The organism is Bradyrhizobium diazoefficiens USDA 110 (assembly GCF_000011365.1).
In the GTDB taxonomy this organism is placed as follows: Bacteria; Pseudomonadota; Alphaproteobacteria; order Rhizobiales; family Xanthobacteraceae; genus Bradyrhizobium; species Bradyrhizobium diazoefficiens.
This window is the reverse complement of record NC_004463.1, coordinates 5,164,477-5,181,375: the sequence shown is the minus strand read 5'-3', so window position 1 is coordinate 5,181,375 and position 16,899 is coordinate 5,164,477. Positions and strand designations below refer to the sequence as shown.

Annotated in this window: 20 protein-coding genes; 9 read left to right on the top strand and 11 right to left on the bottom strand. The window is 64.7% G+C overall.

The annotated features are described in order from the left end of the window. Position 1 precedes the first annotated feature (1 nt). The 3 genes from BJA_RS23475 to BJA_RS23465 all read right to left on the bottom strand — a co-directional run bounded on the left by BJA_RS23475 (position 2) and on the right by BJA_RS23465 (position 1,602). Positions 2 to 547 (bottom strand): hypothetical protein, encoded by a 546-nt coding sequence (locus BJA_RS23475; protein WP_028173939.1) that lies wholly within the window; start codon positions 545 to 547, stop codon positions 2 to 4. Further along, entirely contained in the window at positions 492 to 842 is a 351-nt protein-coding gene (locus BJA_RS23470) for a hypothetical protein (RefSeq protein ID WP_038967470.1), read from the bottom strand. Before BJA_RS23470 ends, BJA_RS23475 begins: the two co-directional genes overlap by 56 nt. A gap of 172 nt (positions 843 to 1,014) precedes the next feature. Beyond that, positions 1,015 to 1,602 (bottom strand): formyltransferase family protein, encoded by a 588-nt coding sequence (locus BJA_RS23465; protein ID WP_011087445.1) that lies wholly within the window; start codon positions 1,600 to 1,602, stop codon positions 1,015 to 1,017. Positions 1,603 to 1,792: 190 nt separating this feature from the next. On the opposite strand from BJA_RS23465, the gene BJA_RS23460 reads away from it, so the two are divergent. Together BJA_RS23460 and BJA_RS23455 are read left to right on the top strand one after the other, a co-directional pair. After that, the gene (locus BJA_RS23460; RefSeq protein WP_038967471.1) at positions 1,793 to 2,077 is read left to right on the top strand and encodes a hypothetical protein; all 285 of its coding nucleotides are present in this window, start codon (positions 1,793 to 1,795) and stop codon (positions 2,075 to 2,077) included. A gap of 333 nt (positions 2,078 to 2,410) precedes the next feature. Next, on the top strand, positions 2,411 to 2,644 hold the full coding sequence (locus BJA_RS23455) for a hypothetical protein (RefSeq protein ID WP_028173941.1): 234 nt from the start codon (positions 2,411 to 2,413) through the stop codon (positions 2,642 to 2,644). A gap of 5 nt (positions 2,645 to 2,649) precedes the next feature. Here the strand turns inward: BJA_RS23455 and BJA_RS23450 are convergent, their stop codons facing one another. After that, positions 2,650 to 2,952 carry a hypothetical protein gene (locus tag BJA_RS23450; RefSeq protein WP_011087444.1) on the bottom strand — a complete coding sequence of 101 codons (303 nt, stop codon included), beginning with the start codon at positions 2,950 to 2,952 and terminating at the stop codon, positions 2,650 to 2,652. 199 nt (positions 2,953 to 3,151) lie between these two features. Here BJA_RS23450 and BJA_RS23445 point away from each other — a divergent pair, with 199 nt between their 5' ends. Then, on the top strand, positions 3,152 to 3,364 hold the full coding sequence (locus BJA_RS23445) for a hypothetical protein (RefSeq protein WP_038967472.1): 213 nt from the start codon (positions 3,152 to 3,154) through the stop codon (positions 3,362 to 3,364). 6 nt (positions 3,365 to 3,370) lie between these two features. Here BJA_RS23445 and BJA_RS23440 read toward each other — a convergent pair whose 3' ends face one another. Both BJA_RS23440 and BJA_RS23435 read right to left on the bottom strand, forming a co-directional pair. Further along, positions 3,371 to 5,419 (bottom strand): acetoacetate--CoA ligase, encoded by a 2,049-nt coding sequence (locus BJA_RS23440; RefSeq protein ID WP_011087443.1) that lies wholly within the window; start codon positions 5,417 to 5,419, stop codon positions 3,371 to 3,373. A gap of 262 nt (positions 5,420 to 5,681) precedes the next feature. Then, the gene (locus BJA_RS23435; protein WP_011087442.1) at positions 5,682 to 6,251 is read right to left on the bottom strand and encodes a pyridoxamine 5'-phosphate oxidase family protein; all 570 of its coding nucleotides are present in this window, start codon (positions 6,249 to 6,251) and stop codon (positions 5,682 to 5,684) included. Between the two features lie 98 nt (positions 6,252 to 6,349). On the opposite strand from BJA_RS23435, the gene BJA_RS23430 reads away from it, so the two are divergent. Further along, positions 6,350 to 7,153, top strand: coding sequence for a helix-turn-helix transcriptional regulator (locus BJA_RS23430; RefSeq protein WP_038967474.1), 804 nt, complete (start codon positions 6,350 to 6,352; stop codon positions 7,151 to 7,153). 55 nt (positions 7,154 to 7,208) lie between these two features. Here BJA_RS23430 and BJA_RS23425 read toward each other — a convergent pair whose 3' ends face one another. Further along, positions 7,209 to 7,436 (bottom strand): hypothetical protein, encoded by a 228-nt coding sequence (locus tag BJA_RS23425; protein ID WP_038967475.1) that lies wholly within the window; start codon positions 7,434 to 7,436, stop codon positions 7,209 to 7,211. Between the two features lie 255 nt (positions 7,437 to 7,691). Here BJA_RS23425 and BJA_RS23420 point away from each other — a divergent pair, with 255 nt between their 5' ends. The 3 genes from BJA_RS23420 (at position 7,692) to BJA_RS23410 (ending at position 10,197) form a co-directional block, all read left to right on the top strand. Beyond that, positions 7,692 to 8,414: an outer membrane protein gene (locus tag BJA_RS23420; RefSeq protein WP_236842255.1), complete on the top strand. Its 723-nt coding sequence runs from the start codon at positions 7,692 to 7,694 to the stop codon at positions 8,412 to 8,414. 144 nt (positions 8,415 to 8,558) lie between these two features. Next, complete coding sequence (locus tag BJA_RS23415) at positions 8,559 to 9,656, top strand: AI-2E family transporter (RefSeq protein ID WP_011087439.1); 1,098 nt, start codon at positions 8,559 to 8,561, stop codon at positions 9,654 to 9,656. A gap of 145 nt (positions 9,657 to 9,801) precedes the next feature. Beyond that, positions 9,802 to 10,197 (top strand): NUDIX hydrolase, encoded by a 396-nt coding sequence (locus tag BJA_RS23410; protein ID WP_028173949.1) that lies wholly within the window; start codon positions 9,802 to 9,804, stop codon positions 10,195 to 10,197. A gap of 100 nt (positions 10,198 to 10,297) precedes the next feature. On the opposite strand, the gene BJA_RS23405 is transcribed toward BJA_RS23410, so the two are convergent. Then, entirely contained in the window at positions 10,298 to 10,489 is a 192-nt protein-coding gene (locus tag BJA_RS23405; RefSeq protein WP_370165973.1) for a hypothetical protein, read from the bottom strand. 325 nt (positions 10,490 to 10,814) lie between these two features. Beyond that, positions 10,815 to 11,054, bottom strand: coding sequence for a hypothetical protein (locus BJA_RS23400; RefSeq protein WP_038967477.1), 240 nt, complete (start codon positions 11,052 to 11,054; stop codon positions 10,815 to 10,817). A 578-nt stretch (positions 11,055 to 11,632) separates the two neighbouring features. On the opposite strand from BJA_RS23400, the gene BJA_RS23395 reads away from it, so the two are divergent. After that, entirely contained in the window at positions 11,633 to 14,737 is a 3,105-nt protein-coding gene (locus BJA_RS23395; protein ID WP_038967487.1) for a DEAD/DEAH box helicase, read from the top strand. Between the two features lie 63 nt (positions 14,738 to 14,800). On the opposite strand, the gene BJA_RS23390 is transcribed toward BJA_RS23395, so the two are convergent. Both BJA_RS23390 and BJA_RS42400 read right to left on the bottom strand, forming a co-directional pair. Further along, positions 14,801 to 15,043 (bottom strand): hypothetical protein, encoded by a 243-nt coding sequence (locus tag BJA_RS23390; protein ID WP_011087435.1) that lies wholly within the window; start codon positions 15,041 to 15,043, stop codon positions 14,801 to 14,803. Between the two features lie 701 nt (positions 15,044 to 15,744). After that, on the bottom strand, positions 15,745 to 15,915 hold the full coding sequence (locus BJA_RS42400; RefSeq protein ID WP_165448161.1) for a hypothetical protein: 171 nt from the start codon (positions 15,913 to 15,915) through the stop codon (positions 15,745 to 15,747). Positions 15,916 to 16,186: 271 nt separating this feature from the next. Here BJA_RS42400 and BJA_RS23385 point away from each other — a divergent pair, with 271 nt between their 5' ends. Continuing rightward, on the top strand, positions 16,187 to 16,855 hold the full coding sequence (locus BJA_RS23385) for a hypothetical protein (protein ID WP_038967478.1): 669 nt from the start codon (positions 16,187 to 16,189) through the stop codon (positions 16,853 to 16,855). The last annotated feature ends 44 nt before the right edge of the window (positions 16,856 to 16,899 follow it).

Sequence of the window (16,899 nt, the reverse complement as noted above, 5' to 3'; positions counted from 1 at the left end):
CTTAGCGCGACATCGAGATGTTGGCGCCGCGGAACTGGCTGTCCGCGCGCATCGTGACCGTCTGCTTGTTGCCGGAGGTCCGCAGCGAGATGTTTGCGTTGAAACCAGCGGCGCTGGCGACCACCTCGAAACTTCCACCGCCACCGCGGCCCTGGAGCGAGCCGCTGATGTTACGGCTGGCCTCGCTCCAACCGCCGGTAATGGCGCTGCCTTCGGACCGGACGTTGGCGGCGAGGTTGAACTTGTAGGCGTCGCTGGCACAGGTCAGCGACATCTCCATGGTGGGCCCGATCGGAGCATATTTGGCCCGGCAACGGATGCGTTCGGTGGAGCCGTCATCCAGGGTGACGATCCCGCCGCCGCTCCAGCTGCCCGCGAGCGGGGCAAACGGGCCGGACTGGGCCTTGCTTTCAGTGTTCGCGAACGCTGCCGCAAGCAAAACGGCGGCCGCGATCAGCAGCCGCCGGCCTCCGGCGCGAGTCTCGATTGGTTTATTGGCGCGATGCTTCCCACCGCCCGCTGCACGGTATGCCTGCAGATGCTCCATTCCACTTCCCCGATCCGGCGTTGCCGCTGAGTTGACCGTTGGCATATGCACCATTGATCGAAACTTTCACAAGTCCCCCGCTGCCGATGGTGCCGGAAACGTTAGCGCCGGGCGCGGTGATCTTGCCGTCGGCGACTGTCAGCATGGAGCTTGCGGTCGGCTCGCAGGAACCGGACTTGGTCACGATGGTGACCTGCCAGTTGCCGTCATAGGGGGTCTGGGCGAAGGCGGTGGCGGCGAGGGTGCCGGCGAAAACTGAAGCGGCACAGAACGCCGCGATGCGACCAAAACGCATGAATTCCGTCCTTGAATTTGTCTGATATCCTGACGCTTATTCGGACGAAATGTGACGGAAATTTGTTGCAATGCCAAATCGAAAATTGTTCCTGTGGAAACAATGGTTTATTTGTGTTTCTGGCTCCGATTTTTCAAGCAGAATCAATGTGGCTTCACGTTAAGGGTAAACGTCAGGACAGACTCGGCGCGGAAGTCGCGAACTGCTCGTCCTGAACCTTGGCCGGCAGTGCCTTGTGGACTTTGACGTAATCGATCACGTCGGCCAGCAATTTGAGCCCGAGCGGGGCGAGCGCGCGCTCCCAGAGTTCGCGGGCGGTCTCGCCCTTCTTGACGAAGCACCAGTCCTGCGCGGCGATGGCGCCGGCATCCATGCGATCGGCGAGATGATAGATCGTGCCACCGGCGATCGGATCGCCTTCCTTGATGGTCCATTCCACGGCGGCCTTGCCACGGTGGCGCGGCAGCAGCGAGGGGTGATAGCCGATCCCGCCGAACCGGGCCGCGGCGAGCGCGTCCTTTCCGATCCGGGCATGGCTGTGCGCGGTGATGATCAAATCGGTGTCGGGCGCGATCTCGGAGGCAACCACCAGCTTCGGATTGGCCTGCACCACCACCTCGATGCCGGCCGCCCTGGCGGTCGCAGCAAGGCGGTCCTCGGCATCGGCCACCACGACCCGCGCGATCGACACGCTGTGCTCCCGGAGCATGTTCAGGGTGGTCACGCCGAAATGGCGGGAGCCGACGAGGGTAATGCGCATGTGTGTCCGATCCGTCTCGCAACTGCGTCATACCCCCGATAACACGTCCGGGCGCCGTGTCACCATCTGCGGGCCGCTTCTGCCGGTTATCAACAATGCGCCGGGCGCAGGAGACGGTGAATTCCGCGATTGCGCGGCCGACCGTTCCGGTGCTTGCATGCGCGCCATTGCACCGGCTCGGAGCGAGCGCATGCGCAGCGCCTGGTTCATCGTTCTTGCGACACTGATTGCGGCCACCCCGGGCCATGCCGGCGGGCCGTACCCGGCGGTCCCGCCCGAGATCGGCGTCGCGCCGTTCATCGGGCCGACCTGGGACGCTTATCGTTGCGCGGGGGGACCGGTCTATAATTTCTATGATGGCGCCTATTACGGCGAGGAGCCGCCGGCGCTCTATCGCGGCTACGCCTACCGGCCGCATTATCGCTACAGCGCCTATCGCCGACTGCCGCGGACGTACTTCTGCGTCACCGACTAGCGTTGCCGCACGGCCACGGTCGAGCGGCAAATGATGATGTGACGGTTCCTGTGTTTCATTTCGAACAGAAGGAATCCATCCCGCGGTTAGAATGGCGATACCGGGGCTGGCGACATTTGATCCGGATCCATTTTCGAACCCGGCTTTGGCCGCTGGCCTGATCGCCAGCGGCCTTTTCATGCCGCGCGTCGCAAAATCATCTGACGGTAACGCGTTCTCAACCTGCCTGGCGTATCGACGAATCCGTCGCGGATTTGTAATGCGTACCGCGACACCGAAAATGTCCCGCCGGCGTGGGTGCGCCGCGCGGGCTTTTTCGCCGGGACCGATTTCATGCCGAGCGCGATTGAGCAGATCGTCGACATCTATGTCCGACTGAAGAACAGGCGCGGCCTCGACGAGCTGATGATGCACAGGCAGCGCCTCGCGGTCGATCTGAAGAGCAGGTCGGGCTATGATTTCAGCCTGCCGATCGGTCAGATCGACGAGGAGATCGCGATCATCGAGGCAGGTCTCAGCCGGCTGAAGGCTGGCTCCAACGATGCCGATACGACACGTTTGATCTGACGCGCTCAGTCGCGCCGGCCGCCGTCGATGACGGTGAACAATGGCCGCGCCGGGGTCGGCTCCACCAGCAATTCCTCCACGAGTGCGGTGGCCGCATCGACATATTTTCGCGTCGGCTTGTCGAGCTCCCGCTTCGCCTCGTCGTCGAGCGCGACCTTGGCCGCCTCGACCAGCTTGCGCATCCGCGCCGCATGGTCGTCGCCGGCCGTCAGGGTTGCGCGCGCCAGCGAGCGCAGCACGAACAGCTCGCCCTCGAGGCGGAGCAGACGATCGTTGAGCCTGGTGAGGACGGCGTTGAGGTCGGCCATTTCCGCGGTTCGTCGCTGTGGATTCGTCCTGATCTAGCGGCGATCAGTGAACGGAGTGCAAACGGCATCGGCGCAATTGGGCTGATCGTCCGCATGTCGCGGTGCCGCCGTTGTGACCGGTCGCGACGTCGCGTATGCGTGGGCACAGCATGGTTCCCGCACCACATGTCAGCCCGGGTGGACGTTTGGAGCCCATGCGATGCGGTTTATCCCGATTGTGATCCTCTTGATGTCAGCATGTTCGGCTGCCGCCGCCGCGCCGGCGCGCCACGCCCGCCCGCACCACCCCGTGGTCGTCCTTCCGGCCGAGGACGCGCCGGTGCCGCCCGGCTGGTACAAATTTCCCGGGTGGCCGCCGATCCCGCCGTCGGAGAACAGGAATCTTGATCCCTCCAATTTCGGCGGAGGCTGATCGCAGCTACGCAGCGCTTCGCGCCAGGTAGTCGCGCGCGAAGGCGAGATACCAGTCGAGGCAGCCGGGATTGGCCATCGCCTCCTTGTTGATGACCTTCTCGACGGGCTGGCCGAGCAGCAGCTTCTTGATCGGCAGCTCCTGCTTCTTGCCCGACAGCGTGCGCGGGATCTCGGCGACGGCGAAGATTTCGTTCGGCAGGAAGCGCCGGGAGAGACCGGCCTCGATCGCCTTGTTGATCTTCTCCTGCATCGCGGCGTCGAGCGCGACGCCTTCGCGAAGCACCACGAACAGCGGCATGTAGCTGTCGCGGCCGAGATATTCGAGGTCGACGACGAGGGAGTCCAGCACCTCCGGCAAGGCTTCGATCGCGGAATAGAGTTCGCTCGTGCCCATGCGCAGGCCGTGCCGGTTGATGGTGGCATCGCTGCGGCCGTAGATGATGCAGGAGCCGTCCGGGTTGACCTTGAGCCAGTCGCCGTGCCGCCACACGGGGCCGCGGCCGCTGCCGTCGAAATTGTCCGGATAGGTCTCGAAATAGCTGGAGCGGTAACGCACGCCGTCCTTGTCGTTCCAGAAGTAGAGCGGCATCGACGGCATCGGCTCGGTGCAGACGAGCTCGCCGACCTCGTCCGTGACGGCGCGGCCCTGTTCGCTGAAGGCTTCGACGGCGGCGCCGAGCAGGCGACACTGCATCGCGCCGGGCGTTTGTGGCAATTCGCGGTTGCCGCCGATGAAGGCACCGGCGAAATCGGTGCCGCCGGAAATGTTCGCCCACCAGATGTCGGCCTGCGCCTTGCTGCCATTGGTCTTCGACAGTGCGGCGAAGCGGTCGTTGAACCAGGCTTGCGTGTCGGCGCTGAGCGGCGATCCGGTCGAGCCGAGGCAGCGCAGCCGCGACAGATCGCCCGCGGCGGCAAGATCGATTTCGGCCTTGGCGCAGTTGGCGAAGAACGCCGCGCCCGCGCCGAAGAAGGTCGCTTTCGATTGCGCCACGAAGCGCCACAGCGTGGTCCAGTCCGGCTTGTCCTTGGCGCCGCCGGGGCTGCCGTCGAAGATGCAGCAGGTGGCGCCGCCGAGCAGGCCGCCGACTTGCGAATTCCACATGATCCAGCCGGTCGAAGAGTACCAGTGATAGCGCTCGCCGAAAGAATTTTGGTGATAGGAGCAGCCGATGTCGTTGTGCAGGCCGAGCAGCGCGAGCACCACGATGACGATGCCGCCATGGCCGTGCACGATCGGCTTGGGCAGGCCGGTGGTGCCGCTGGAATAGACGATCCAGAGCGGATGATCGAACGGCAGCCAGGCCGGCTCGAACGTGTCAATCGCGGCGCTTGTCCTGGCGACAATATCGGAGAGCAGGGCATCCGGCGCGGCAGGCGCACCGGCCTCGCTGTGCAGGATGACATGCGCGACCGTGGGCAGCGATCGCCGCAGTTCGGCGACGACGTCGCGCCGGTCGTGCCGCCGGCCGGCATAGGTGACGGCGTCGCAGGCGATCAGCACTTTGGGTTCGATCTGCTTGAAGCGGTCGATCACGGCGGGCGCGGCCATGTCGGGTGCGCAGACGCTCCAGACCGCGCCGATGCTGGCGGTCGCGAGGAACGCGATGATGGTCTCGGGAATGTTGGGCAGGTAGGCCGCGACGCGGTCGCCGGGCTTGATACCGTTATCCTTCAGATGCAGCGCGAGCGCGGCCGCCTTGCGCCGCAGCTCCGGCCAGCTCGTTTCCCTCAGCCTGCCGTCCTCGCCGCCGCTGACGATCGCGGGCAGGCCGGCGGCGTCGGCCGCTTCGACATGCCGGAATACCTGACGCGCATAGTTCACCTGCGCGCCTGGAAACCAGACCGCGCCGGGCATCTTGCGCTCGGTGATCACGGCCGCGAACGGCGTCGGCGATTGCAGATCATAATAGTCCCAGATGCTGCGCCAGAAGCCGTCGAGATCGCGCACCGACCATTGCCGCATGTCTTCGTAGCTGCCGAAGGTGAGGCCGCGCTGCTCGGCGAGCCAGTTGCGATAGAGGGCGATCTGGGGAACGAAAGGTGCGGTCATTGCGTGGCGGCTTCAGTTGCGGGGAAGGGGAGTTTAAGCCGTGTCGCAGCTGAGCAGAAGCCGCTGTTCTGGCAGGCGGCCTTGACCGGGGTAATGGGCCCGGCCTTCGCCAGGGCGACGTGGCAGAGATCGCAACCATGCTTCAACAGACTCGTCATTGCGAGCGCAGCGAAACAATCCAGGCTGTCACGCGCGGAAAGATTCTGGATTGTTTCGCTGCGCTCGCAATGACGGAGGTGTGGGGGAACGCAGTCTTGGTCTGTCAGCGTGGCGGAGCCATGGTGTCGGGGGCAAAGTCGGTCGGCAGGCCGTCGATGCTCTTCATGTTCTTCAGACCCCAGTATTTTCGCAGATTGTTGACGCTCTGCGCCGTCCAGTAGCGCACGAGGTTGCCACGCTCTTGCTTGTAGTCGAACAGCGGCACGCCCAGACCGCACGACGTCTGCACGAGGTCAATCGAGAGGCGTACGATTTGGCGGGCGCCTGCAACTTCCTCGAACTTCGGAACGAGATCGGCGTACTCCGGCGTGCCGCGCATCAGCGATCGACCCTGACCATAGAGCCGCAGGATCATCGGATCGCCATCGAAGGCGCAAAACATGATGGTCAGCCGCTTGTCGTTCGAGGCGACCAGATGCGCGCGGGTCTCGCTGCCGCTGCCAGTGCAATCGAGGTAGGCGACGTCAGTTTCTCCGAGCACCCGGAATGAGGACAGGCCCTTGGGCGAGACGTTGATGCGTCCCTTCGGCGGGGCGCTGGCGACGAAGAAGATCTTCTGCCGCTCGATGAAAGCCCTGTGCTCTGGCTCGATCCTTGCGAATTGCTTGCCCATTTCCGTCCGTCCTTTGCGTAGCGACGAAGCCGAGGCCGAAACTAACATGTCAAATGTACCGGTTTAAGGATACACGTTATCCTGGTATAAAGACCACCATGAAAGGACAGGATCCGATTGCTCCGGCACTCTCGCTCAGCGCGTTCTTGCGGGCGCTCCGGGAGCGCCAGTCTCCGGCGGAATTCGGTCTCGCCGCCGGACCACGACGGCGCACGCCCGGCCTCCGGCGCGAGGAGGTCGCTCAGCTCTGCGGATTGAGCGCCACCTGGTACACATGGATCGAGCAGGGGCGCGATGTGTCCGTCTCTGCTTCGACACTTGCGCGCCTCGCACGCGGATTGCGCCTGTCACGAGCCGAGCGCGGCTATCTGTTTGAGCTTGCGGGCAAGCGCGATCCGGAGCGGCCGGGCAACAGGGATGATCCACCTGAGGGGGTACTGGCCTGCGTCGATGCGATCGATGGTCCCGCCTACATCCTCGATCGCACATGGAGCGCGCGCCGTTGGAACGCGAAAGCGTCCCGGCTGTTTGCGGGATGGCTCGATGCTGACGGCGAAAAAAACCTTCTGCGCTACATCTTCCTCCGGCCTGAGGCGCGAACTCTGATCCTGGACTGGACGTCCCGTGCGCATCGCGTCGTCGCAGAGTTCCGCGCCGCGGTGACGGGCTACGCCGACGATCCGGATATTCGCCGCCTCGTAGACGAACTGAGAATTGGAAGCTCGGACTTCGAGCGCTGCTGGGAGACGCAGGGGGTTTTGGCACGCGAAGGGGGCGAACGTGCGTTCGATCATCCGACCATGGGACTGCTGCGCTATCAGCAGGTGTCGCTGTCTCTTGCGGGCTGGCCCGACTATCGACTGACGATGCTTCTCTCTGCGCCAACCATACGCAATCGATGACCGGTATCGCGGCCAAACCCGCCGCGCGGCCCGCTCGCTCGTCAGCGTCCGTCTACTACCAACCCACGCCCGCCCAGCGCCGGCCGAATACCGGCGGCTTCGTCTTCACGGCTTGCCAGCCGAAGAAGTGATGCTTGCCGGACCATGCGTGCACCACGCCGCTGCAGATTTTGCATTTGAAGCTGCCGGAATGCGCTTCGCTGTGCTCTTCCCTGGTCGCGGTGTAGTTCATGCTGCAACCGGTGCAGGTGAATTCTTCGATCGTCCAGATGCTGTTGGCCATTTGCACGGAATGTTTTCTTGGGACCTCGGTGCACGGTAGGAGCGGGTCTTTGCATCGGCGTAAACTGGGGCAACGAAATCCGGTTAATCGCCGTTAGCCAAACCGGGCTCCGCTCCGAGCCAGTGCAGGATGTTCCGGGTGTTCGGAGCGCCGGTCAGTCCAAATCGCGCCGCCGACAGGTCCAAGCGCGCGCCTGGTCCGGCAGCTAGATTTCACCCAGTCGCCTCGGTCGGAAGGCGCGCAAGTGGGGGTGAGATGATGGGGACGAAGCTCGTTTTGACGGCTGCGCTGCTGTCGCTGGCTACGCCGGCATTTGCTGCGGATATCATCGCGCCTGCGCCGGTGAAGGCGCCGGTGCCGGCTGCGATCTTCACCTGGACCGGCTTTTACATCGGCGCCCATGGCGGCGGCGCCTGGAGTAAGTGGACCGGCATCGACCCGACCGATCCGACCGCGGTCTGGACCTCCGTCACCGCCAGCGGCGGCATCGTCGGCGGCCAGATCGGCGGCAACTACCAGATCGGCAATGTCGTGGTGGGCCTCGAGGGCACGGGCGCCTGGTCCAGCGTCACGCTGAACGCCGGCGGTCCGTTCGGCGGCGGCGCCGGCTTCACCTTGTCGCTCAAGAACGACTACATCGCCACGGTCGCCGGCCGGTTCGGCGTCGCCTTCGACCGCGTGCTGCTCTACGCCAAGGGCGGTGCGGCCTTCACCCGCGACAAGTACAATGCCAATAATGGCCTTGCCGGCGCGCTCGCCGGTTCTGCCTCGGGCAGCTTCAACCGCACCGGCTGGCTCGCCGGCGGCGGCGTCGAATGGATGTTCATGCCGAACTGGTCGGTGAGGGCCGAGTACAACTACATGGGCTTCGCCGCGATCACCGAGCAGCCGGTGACATCAGGCAACCTGGCGGCCACGCCGGCCAATGTGAAGCTGAACATCCAGACCGGAACGGTCGGCGTGAACTACCACTTCTAGCCGCGCAGGCGTTGCCGCAGGATCAGCCCTCGGTCCGGTCAAGCCGGAGCGGGAGCCCGGTCGTCTTGACGCCGGATGCGGGGCTGGCAATAACGGCTTGCCCGTGCATGTGCCGGAACCAGCGTCGATGCCGCAAAGAAAGTCGTGCCCGTGAAAAGCCTCCGTCAGCTCCTGACGGGAGAGGACATCATCCAGCTCGTGATCCGGCTCGGCCTGCTCGCCCTGCTGATCATCTGGACCTTCCTGATCATCCGCCCGTTCGTGCCGATCCTGGCCTGGAGCGGCGTGCTCGCGGTCGCGTTCTATCCGGCCTTCAGCTGGGTCGCCAAGATCCTCGGCGGTCGGCCCAAGACCGCCGCGGCGATCCTCACCTTGATCACGCTCGGCATCGTCATCGGCCCTGCAACCTGGCTCGGTATCAGCGCGGTGGACGGCGTGCGCGAGCTGGCGCACCAGCTCGGCACCGGCGATCTCGCGCTCCAGTCGGCGCCGGAGCAGCTCAAGTCGTGGCCGCTCGTCGGCCCGTGGCTCTACGACCTCTGGGACCAGGCCTACACCAACATCCGCGCGGTGCTGCGCGAAGTGGCGCCCTATCTCCAGCCGCTGGCAGGACCGCTGCTGTCGTTCGCGGGCGATGCCGGCGTCGGCACGCTCCAGTTTCTGGTCTCGGTGTTCGTCGCGGGCTTCCTGTTCCCGCATGGGCCGAGGCTGGTCGCGGCCAGCCGCGGCTTCCTGTTTCGCATCGTGCCCGAGCAGAGCGAGCATTTCCTGGGGCTTGCAGGCGCGACCATCCGCGCCGTGGCGCAAGGGGTGATCGGCGTCGCGATCGTGCAGGCACTGCTCGCCGGCATCGGCTTCAAGCTCGCAGCCGTTCCGAGCGCCGGCCTTCTCGCCTTCATCGTGCTGCTGCTCTCGATCGTGCAGATCGGCGCCTTCCTCGTGCTGCTGCCGGTGATCATCTGGATCTGGACCGCCAAGGACGTCACCACGGCGCTGCTGCTCACGGTGTTTCTCGTCCTGGTCGGTTTCATCGACACCATGCTGAAGCCGCTCGTGATGGGGCGCGGCCTGACCACGCCGACAATCGTGATCTTCGTCGGCGTGATCGGCGGCACGCTCGCCCATGGCATCGTCGGCCTGTTCATCGGGCCGATCATCCTGTCGGTGGCCTGGGAGATGATGATGGCCTGGATCAGGACGGAGGACCGGGCGGGGGCGGGCGCGAAGGCGAGCGAAGGCTGATCTTGCGTCCTCGAACGGCGCGATCTGAACGCCGTGTCGCAGCTGGCCTGAAGGCCCGCGGCCTGTGATCAAGGCGCGTCCCGAACTTGTCTATCCGACTAGACAAGTTACGATTGGGACGATTCTATTTTCGATTACGGCAGCAATGGCGAAGTCTTCCAAGCTGGTTGCCGCCAAGCGCGGCAAGGTATTGTTGGTCAGACGCCGGTCGGACGGCCTGTGGATGTTCCCGGGCGGCCGCAAGCGCGCGCGCGAGTCCGAGAAGGACTGCCTGCGGCGCGAGATCAAGGAGGAGCTGCCCAAGCTGAAGCTTGGCCGGATCAGCCTCTGGAAGGAAGTGAAGGCCAGGAACAAGCGCTCCGGCCGCAAGATGAGCGATGCGATCTTCATCGCCAAGGGCGCCAAGGGCAGGCTCGCGATCGGCGACAAGAAGGAGATCGACCGCGCCGCCTGGCAGAAGCCGCGCGGCATCCGCCTGACCCCGACCTCGCGCTATATCCGCGACCGCCTGTTTCCGAGGAAGCCGCGGCGGCGCGGCTGAGTTCGCGTTCTCGCGAAGTGGATACCGGTTGGCGTCAAGACAACGCGTCAAAATAGGAATCCAGGGCCCCGTTCCGATTCTATCGGAACGGACAACGGCTCTAGTCTTCCCGATCCACCGATCGGTCCCGCCCGGCGAATGACCGCGAGCGCGCCGCGCGCGGCTCCGGCGCGACGCGCCTTGCCGCCTCGGCCTCGCGCTGTTCCTTGCGCGCCTTGCGCGCGTTGCGCGCGTTGCGCATCGCGCGCTTGAAGAAGGGGTGCTGCGAATCCTCGGCGAAAAACAGCACCACCTCGCAACTCGGACATTGCCTGGAATAGCCGTCCTGCAACCGCCCGGCGCGATCGCGGAACACGGACTTGCAGCGCGTGCACTGAATCTGGACGAAACTCATGCGCGACCGACAATGACCGATGGGAATGGATCGTCAGGTGATCCCAAATGTCTGAAGAAAGCCTGAAGGCCTTGGTGAATTCACCGGAGGTCTTGTCGCAGCCGATGTCGTGCGCACGACGGCGATGCTCGCAAGATGCGGCCGGGCGTCATCGGCCCGCCGCGACTGGCGGCAGGCTGAGGTCGTCAACAGGCTCAGGTCGTTAGAGCTGCCCGACCAGCCGCTATTGCCTGGCTGCGAGCGTGTCGAGGCAATGGTTCAGATACGCGGTGCGATCCCTGGGCAGCACCTTGTCGAGATCGGCCTTCAGCGCGCATTCACGCTGCCGCAACTGCTCGGCCCGGCGCTTCTCGGCCGCCTCGCGGAATTCGGGAGCAACCTTGTTGGGATCGACCAGCGGCTGCGAGCGGGCGGGGGACGCCGCAAGGAGTGCAATGGCGGCGATGAAAATGAATGGTTTCAAATGAGCCTCCGTAAAAGAAGGCATCCTAGCCCGCGGCGCGCGCAGGCTCAAACCGGAGGTGCGGTACCCCGTTCCGGCATGATCGGGCCGCGCCAACAACCAACAGCGCGTGTGAACCAGTTCACAAGCACGCGACACATTCGCTGCTATGAAAGCGTATTGCTTGACCATTTCATTTTGAACGAAACGCCCCAGCGTCCAAGCGCTGGGGTTTTTCGTGCTGGACATGCGAGCAGCGCGTCCTCGATCGCAGCAGCCCGTGCATCCAGAGAAGCAGGTCCCACGCCGCGTTGAATGCTTCGGAAGCGGCGAGTTCCGATCCACAGCCAAAGATTTCGGGAGCGCGATGGCGCTCCGAACGTTGCCACGAGGCGTGCGTTGGCAGGGCAAATCCCATATGGATGGCGGCGAACCGCCGAATCGACAATGAGGCGGCTCGCGTTCGGTGGGTGACAGTTTACGACCAGAGACGGATTCAAGTGAGGCTTTCCAAAAAGGCGAAGGCGACCAAGACATCGCCAAAGAAGGGCAAAGGATCGCAGCGCGCCACGATCTCGTCTTCATCGCCCCTCGGTTCGATGGCTCTGCATCTGCTTGCACAATGGAAGCAGTCCGGACGCAGCGGCATCGTTTTTCTCGCCGAGAGCGAGAACAGGGCGGAGCGGCTCGGTAGCGTCATTCACGCGCTCGATCCCGCCTGCGAGGTCCTGGTGTTTCCGCGATTGAACACTTTGCCGTTCGATCAGCTCGAGCCGTCGCACGAACTGGCAGGGCGCAGAGCCTCGGTGCTGCGACGCCTCGCGAAATCCAGGAAGCCGCTCTTTCTGGTCTCGACGGCGGAAGCCGTGATGGAGCGCCTGCCGCCGCCTGCGAGCCTGTCGCGCCTGAGCGTGAGCCTGAAGGTGGGCGGCGCGTTTTCCGAGCGGGACCTGCGCGGGCGCCTCGAAGAGCTGGGATATGATCTCGAGGACGAGCCGGATTATCCGGGCGGAGCCCTGTTTCACGGGCAGACCTTCGAGATATTTCCCGCGGGCGCGCTGGGGCCGTTCCGGATCGAGCATTCAGGCCGCGCCATCAGCCGGATCGTGGCGTTCGATCCGAAAGAGCACGACATCATCTTCGAGACCAGCGAGCTTCTCGTCGATCCCATGTCGGAGCGGCTGGCCTTCGCCGGCAAACGCGGCAAGCGCGCGACGCTGTTCGACTATTGCGGGCGCGCCAAATGGATCGCCGATGCAGGGGTGCCGTTGCACGTCGACGGCTGGCTGAGCACGATCGAGGAGGCCGCGCCTCGCGCGGAGAGGGAACGCGAATACATCGGACGGCGCGACTGGAAGCAGCTCTCCAGGGGCATGAAGGTATTGCCGCGGACGGCGTCCTTCCAGCCCATCCCGGAGTTTTCGAAGCTGACCTCCTCCAGGAAGGCGCTGCGTGCCTTTGTCGAGGAGACGCGCCGGGCCGGCTCGCGGCTGATCCTGGTCGCGGCGCAGGAGGACGACCTGCGCGTGATGGAGCGGATGGGCGGCGTCAAGGCGCAGCGCTGCGAGAATTGGGACGAGGCGGTGCGCGGGCGGAGCGGCGAGGCGGCGCTTCTGGCCGATCTCGATGCGGGCTTCGTCGTGCCGGGGAAAAAGTCGCTCGTTGTCGTGACGGCGTCCGACGTGCTCGGCAGCCGGGCGCATCATCCGCAGCCGATGGCGCGGGCCTGGAGCGCGGCCTTCGACCATGCCGACGTGCCCGAGCAGGGCACGGTGGTCGTGCATCTCCAGCGCGGCCTTGCCGTGCTCGATGGCCTGCAGACCGTGAACACGGGCGGCGGCGCACTGCGCGAGATGATCCGCCTGGTGTTCGCAGGCGACAATGCGGTTCTCGTGCCGCCGCCCGATCTGGCGCTGATGTGGCCTTACGCAACCGAGCCCGGCAAGCTTGCGCTCGACAAGGCGGACGGCAGCTCATGGTGGGCCCGCCGCACCGAGGCCGAGCGCGAAATCCAGATCGCCGGCAAGGTGCTGGCCAAGCACATCAGCCAGCGCCGCAGGCGGCGCGCCGACAAGCTGGTTCCGCCGGGATCGGCCTATGAGAAATTCGTCGCGCGCTTTCCTTATTTCACGACGGTCGACCAGGCGAAGGCGATCCGCGACGTGCTGGAGGATCTCGCATCCGGCCATCCGATGGACCGGGTGATCTGTGGCGACGTGGGATTTGGCAAGACCGAGGTGGCGCTGCGGGCGGCTGCCGCTGTGGTGCTGTCGGGCAAGCAGGTGGCGATCGCGGTGCCGACGACGGTGCTGGCACGGCAGCATGTCGCAACGTTCCAGAAGCGCTTCGCCCCGTTCGACATCGAGGTGGGGAACCTGTCGCGGGCGACATCCGGCGCCGAGCTGCGGGCGACCAGGGAGGGACTGCGCAGCGGCCGGATCAAGGTCGTGGTCGGAACGCAGGCGCTCGGCGGCAAGGACGTGAAGTTCGACGATCTCGGCCTCGTCATCATCGACGAGGAGCAGCATTTTGGCGCGGCGGAGAAGGCCAGGCTTTCCAGCCTCGCCAAAAATGTCCATGTGCTGATGATGAGCGCCACGCCGATCCCGCGCACGCTCGCCGCCGGCCTTGCCGGATTCCGCGACCTCAGCGTGATCGCCTCGCCGCCGGTTCACCGGCTCCCGGTCGCAACCAGGATTGCGCCGCTGTCGGATGCGGCCATTGCGTCGGCGTTGCTGCGCGAGCAGCGGCGCCACGGCCAGAGCTTTCTGATCTGTCCGCGCATCCAGGATCTGGATCCGATGCTGGCGCGGGTGCAGGCGGTGGCCGGCGATCTTCGCATCGTGTGCCTGCACGGCAGATTGGCTGCCGACGAGATCGACGACCGGATGATGAGCTTCGTCGAGGGCAGGGCCGACGTCCTGCTCGCGACCAACATCGTGGAGAGCGGCCTCGACATTCCGCGTGCGAACACCATCGTGGTCTGCTGGCCCGAGAAGTTCGGCCTCGCCCAGCTGCATCAGCTGCGCGGACGGGTCGGACGCAGCGGCATCCGCGCGTTCGCCCATCTGCTGACCGAGACGAATTCCGGGCAGTCGGAGAAGCGGCTGGCCGTGCTCGAGGAGTTCAGCCGGCCGGGCGCCGGCTTTGCCATCAGCGAGCGCGATCTCGATCTCAGAGGTGCGGGCGACCTGTTTTCGGAGCAGCAATCCGGCCATGTCCAGGTGTTCGGACCCGTGCTCTACAGCCACCTGCTGAAAATGGCCTCGGAGAAGGTCGATGAGGAGCGGGCTGCGGTGTGGGTGCCCGACCTGAACCTGCCGGTCGCGGACATGCTGCCCGAGACTTATGTGCATTCCGAGCCCGTGCGGCTCGAACTCTATGCGCGCGCCGCAAGATGCAGCAGCGAGGACGACCTCGTCGACCTCGAGGAGGAAACCTCCCGCCGCTTCGGCCCGCTGCCGAAAGTCGCGCGCGACTTCTTTGCCGCCGCGAAGCTCAGGCTCGAATGCAAGCGAAGGGGCATCATCCGGCTCGACGTCGGCCTCGGGGCGGTGGCCGCAACGTTCCTGCCCGGACGGTTGCGGAAGTCGAGAGGGAAGTCACTGCAGCGCGACGGCGATCGCGTCGTCTATCACAGCCAGATGCGCGACGCGCCGTTCGAGCGGGTTGAAGAGTTGTTCGAGGTGCTGGACGAGGGGTGAGGACGGATGCGCCGGTCCGGCGCCGTCTTCATCCAGCCGGGTCAATCAGACAGGTGACATCAGTCACTTCGAGGCGTGGTCGATCTTGTGCCCCAAATGCCCGGTGTCATGATCGCGGCGCAACTGGCTCAGCGACGTCTCGTTCAGCTGAGCCAGGACCTCGCTGAGCTGGGTCGCATCGGGATAGCCGGCCGCAAAACCCTTTCCGTAGATCTTGCGCAACGTGCCAACCAGCGTGTTGCCGTGCTTCTTGCTGATCCCGCCATCCTTGTCCCGATGGCGGCCATCCAGGCCCGATTCCTTCATGTGTCTCTCCCTGTGTGGCGTCTTGAGCGCCTGGAGAGAGCGTGCTCCCAAATGAGTTGATTGGCAACGGCGCGGCGCTCGGGCGTTGAGCGCCGGTTCGTGCCATCGCAAGGGCGTTGCGCTCGCGTGTCTATCGCTTAGCTGTGATGCCGCGTCAGATTGCGGCGGGACGGTTGGCGCATCACATCAGCCCGAGCGGGTTACTCGATTGGAACCGATACGATGCGCTCTGTTCTGGCCATGGGTCTGTTGATCGTCCTGTGCACCGCCGCAAACGCGGCGACGGCGCAACGCTCCCGCGCACATCATCCGCGCTCTCCCGCGGTCGATCGTTCCGGCGCGGACGTGAATCCGCGGGCGCGCTTCGCGGTCCCCGGCTGGAGCGATGAAGCAACGCAGCGGTGGCGGAACAGCGCCTCGTCCAATGTCGGCCGGGGCGGATAGCGGGTCGGTTACGTTGTCGGCCAGAGTCGGCGACCGTCGCAGATATGGAAAAATCGGCGACGTGCTGTGAACCGGCTCACAGTCGGTCTCCGCGGCCGCTGCTATGAAGGCCGCATTGCTTTACCGATTGATATTTTGAAAACGCCCCGGCGCTTCCCACCAGGCGCTGGGGTTTTCATTTGGATCACGGCAACGCCAAGAGTTCGCGAAGCGCGATCCGATGGCTGGGTGATTTCTGAAAAGGGAAGGCGGGGCGGCTACGCCGCCTGCTCCTCGAACGAGGTGTATATCCGGCCGGTTGGATCAACGATCTGAACGTCCCAGCACCCGTCCGCGACGAGCTCTCTGGCCTTCTTGAGGGCGGCCTCGAGTGACAGCCGCTTGAGGCTGACGACGCCTGCCGTGTCGAAACCGTTGATTTCAAACATGCCGCTCCCTCCTATTTTGGTGAATCTTACACCTTTTGAGGGCGTTGTCTCGCGGCTTTGTCGCGCTTCGGAGCAGGCTGCCCCATTGCTCATTCCATCGCCTGGGCCCCGCAATCGGCCGGGGTGGCCGGGCCTGCCGGGCGGCCCGGCCGCTAACGTGAAATTAAGCCGAAAAGCCTACAATTTTAGACAGTTGTAGGTGGGTGCTGCGTAGAGGAGCCGTCGCGAGGACGTTCCGGCGTCGGCTTCCTTTTGCTCGCTCATGAGGTCAATGCAGATGACCACGACTTTGGAAGCGCAAGGCCTCGTCGAACAACTCGACCCCGCAGCGCTCGCGCTCGCAGCCGCCGCGCCCGAACCCGCCGCCCCGGAAGCTCCAGTTCCGGTCAAGCGCTCCAGCCGGAAATCGGTCCTGGCGCTGTCGGTGTGTGCTCTGGCCATCAACGGCTCGGCGGCCATCTATACATCGCCGGCCGATTTCTCGTCGCTGAATATCGGCAGTCTGGCCGAACTGCTTCCGCGCCGGGACGCATCCGCACCGAAACCGGATCCGGTTGTCGCCGCCTTGAAGGATATCCAGTCGGCCCAGCAGCAGCACACGGCTTCGCTGCAGGAGAACAACCAAGCATTGCAGCAAAATGCCGCCCTGCTGCAGCAGGACACAATGGTGCTGCTGTCCCTGCGCCAGAGCATCACGGACGAACGCTTCGACGTGAGGAAGATATCTTCGCAGCTGTCCACGCTGATCGCGAAGGTGGACTCGCTGCAAGGCGCAATGATGTCGGACGTCACGTCCTCCATTCGAAGAGCGAATGCTCGCTATGGACTGTCCGCGGCGATGCGCAAACGGATGGTCCGGCAGTCGAAGTCGGTGGGGCCTGTTTCGGTTGGTGGAGCGCCGCTGAGCATGCCGGCTGCAGTTGCGGCGCCGGAAAGCTGAAGATAGGTCGAACGAAACGCTTGGGACTGTGCCCGCACTGAACT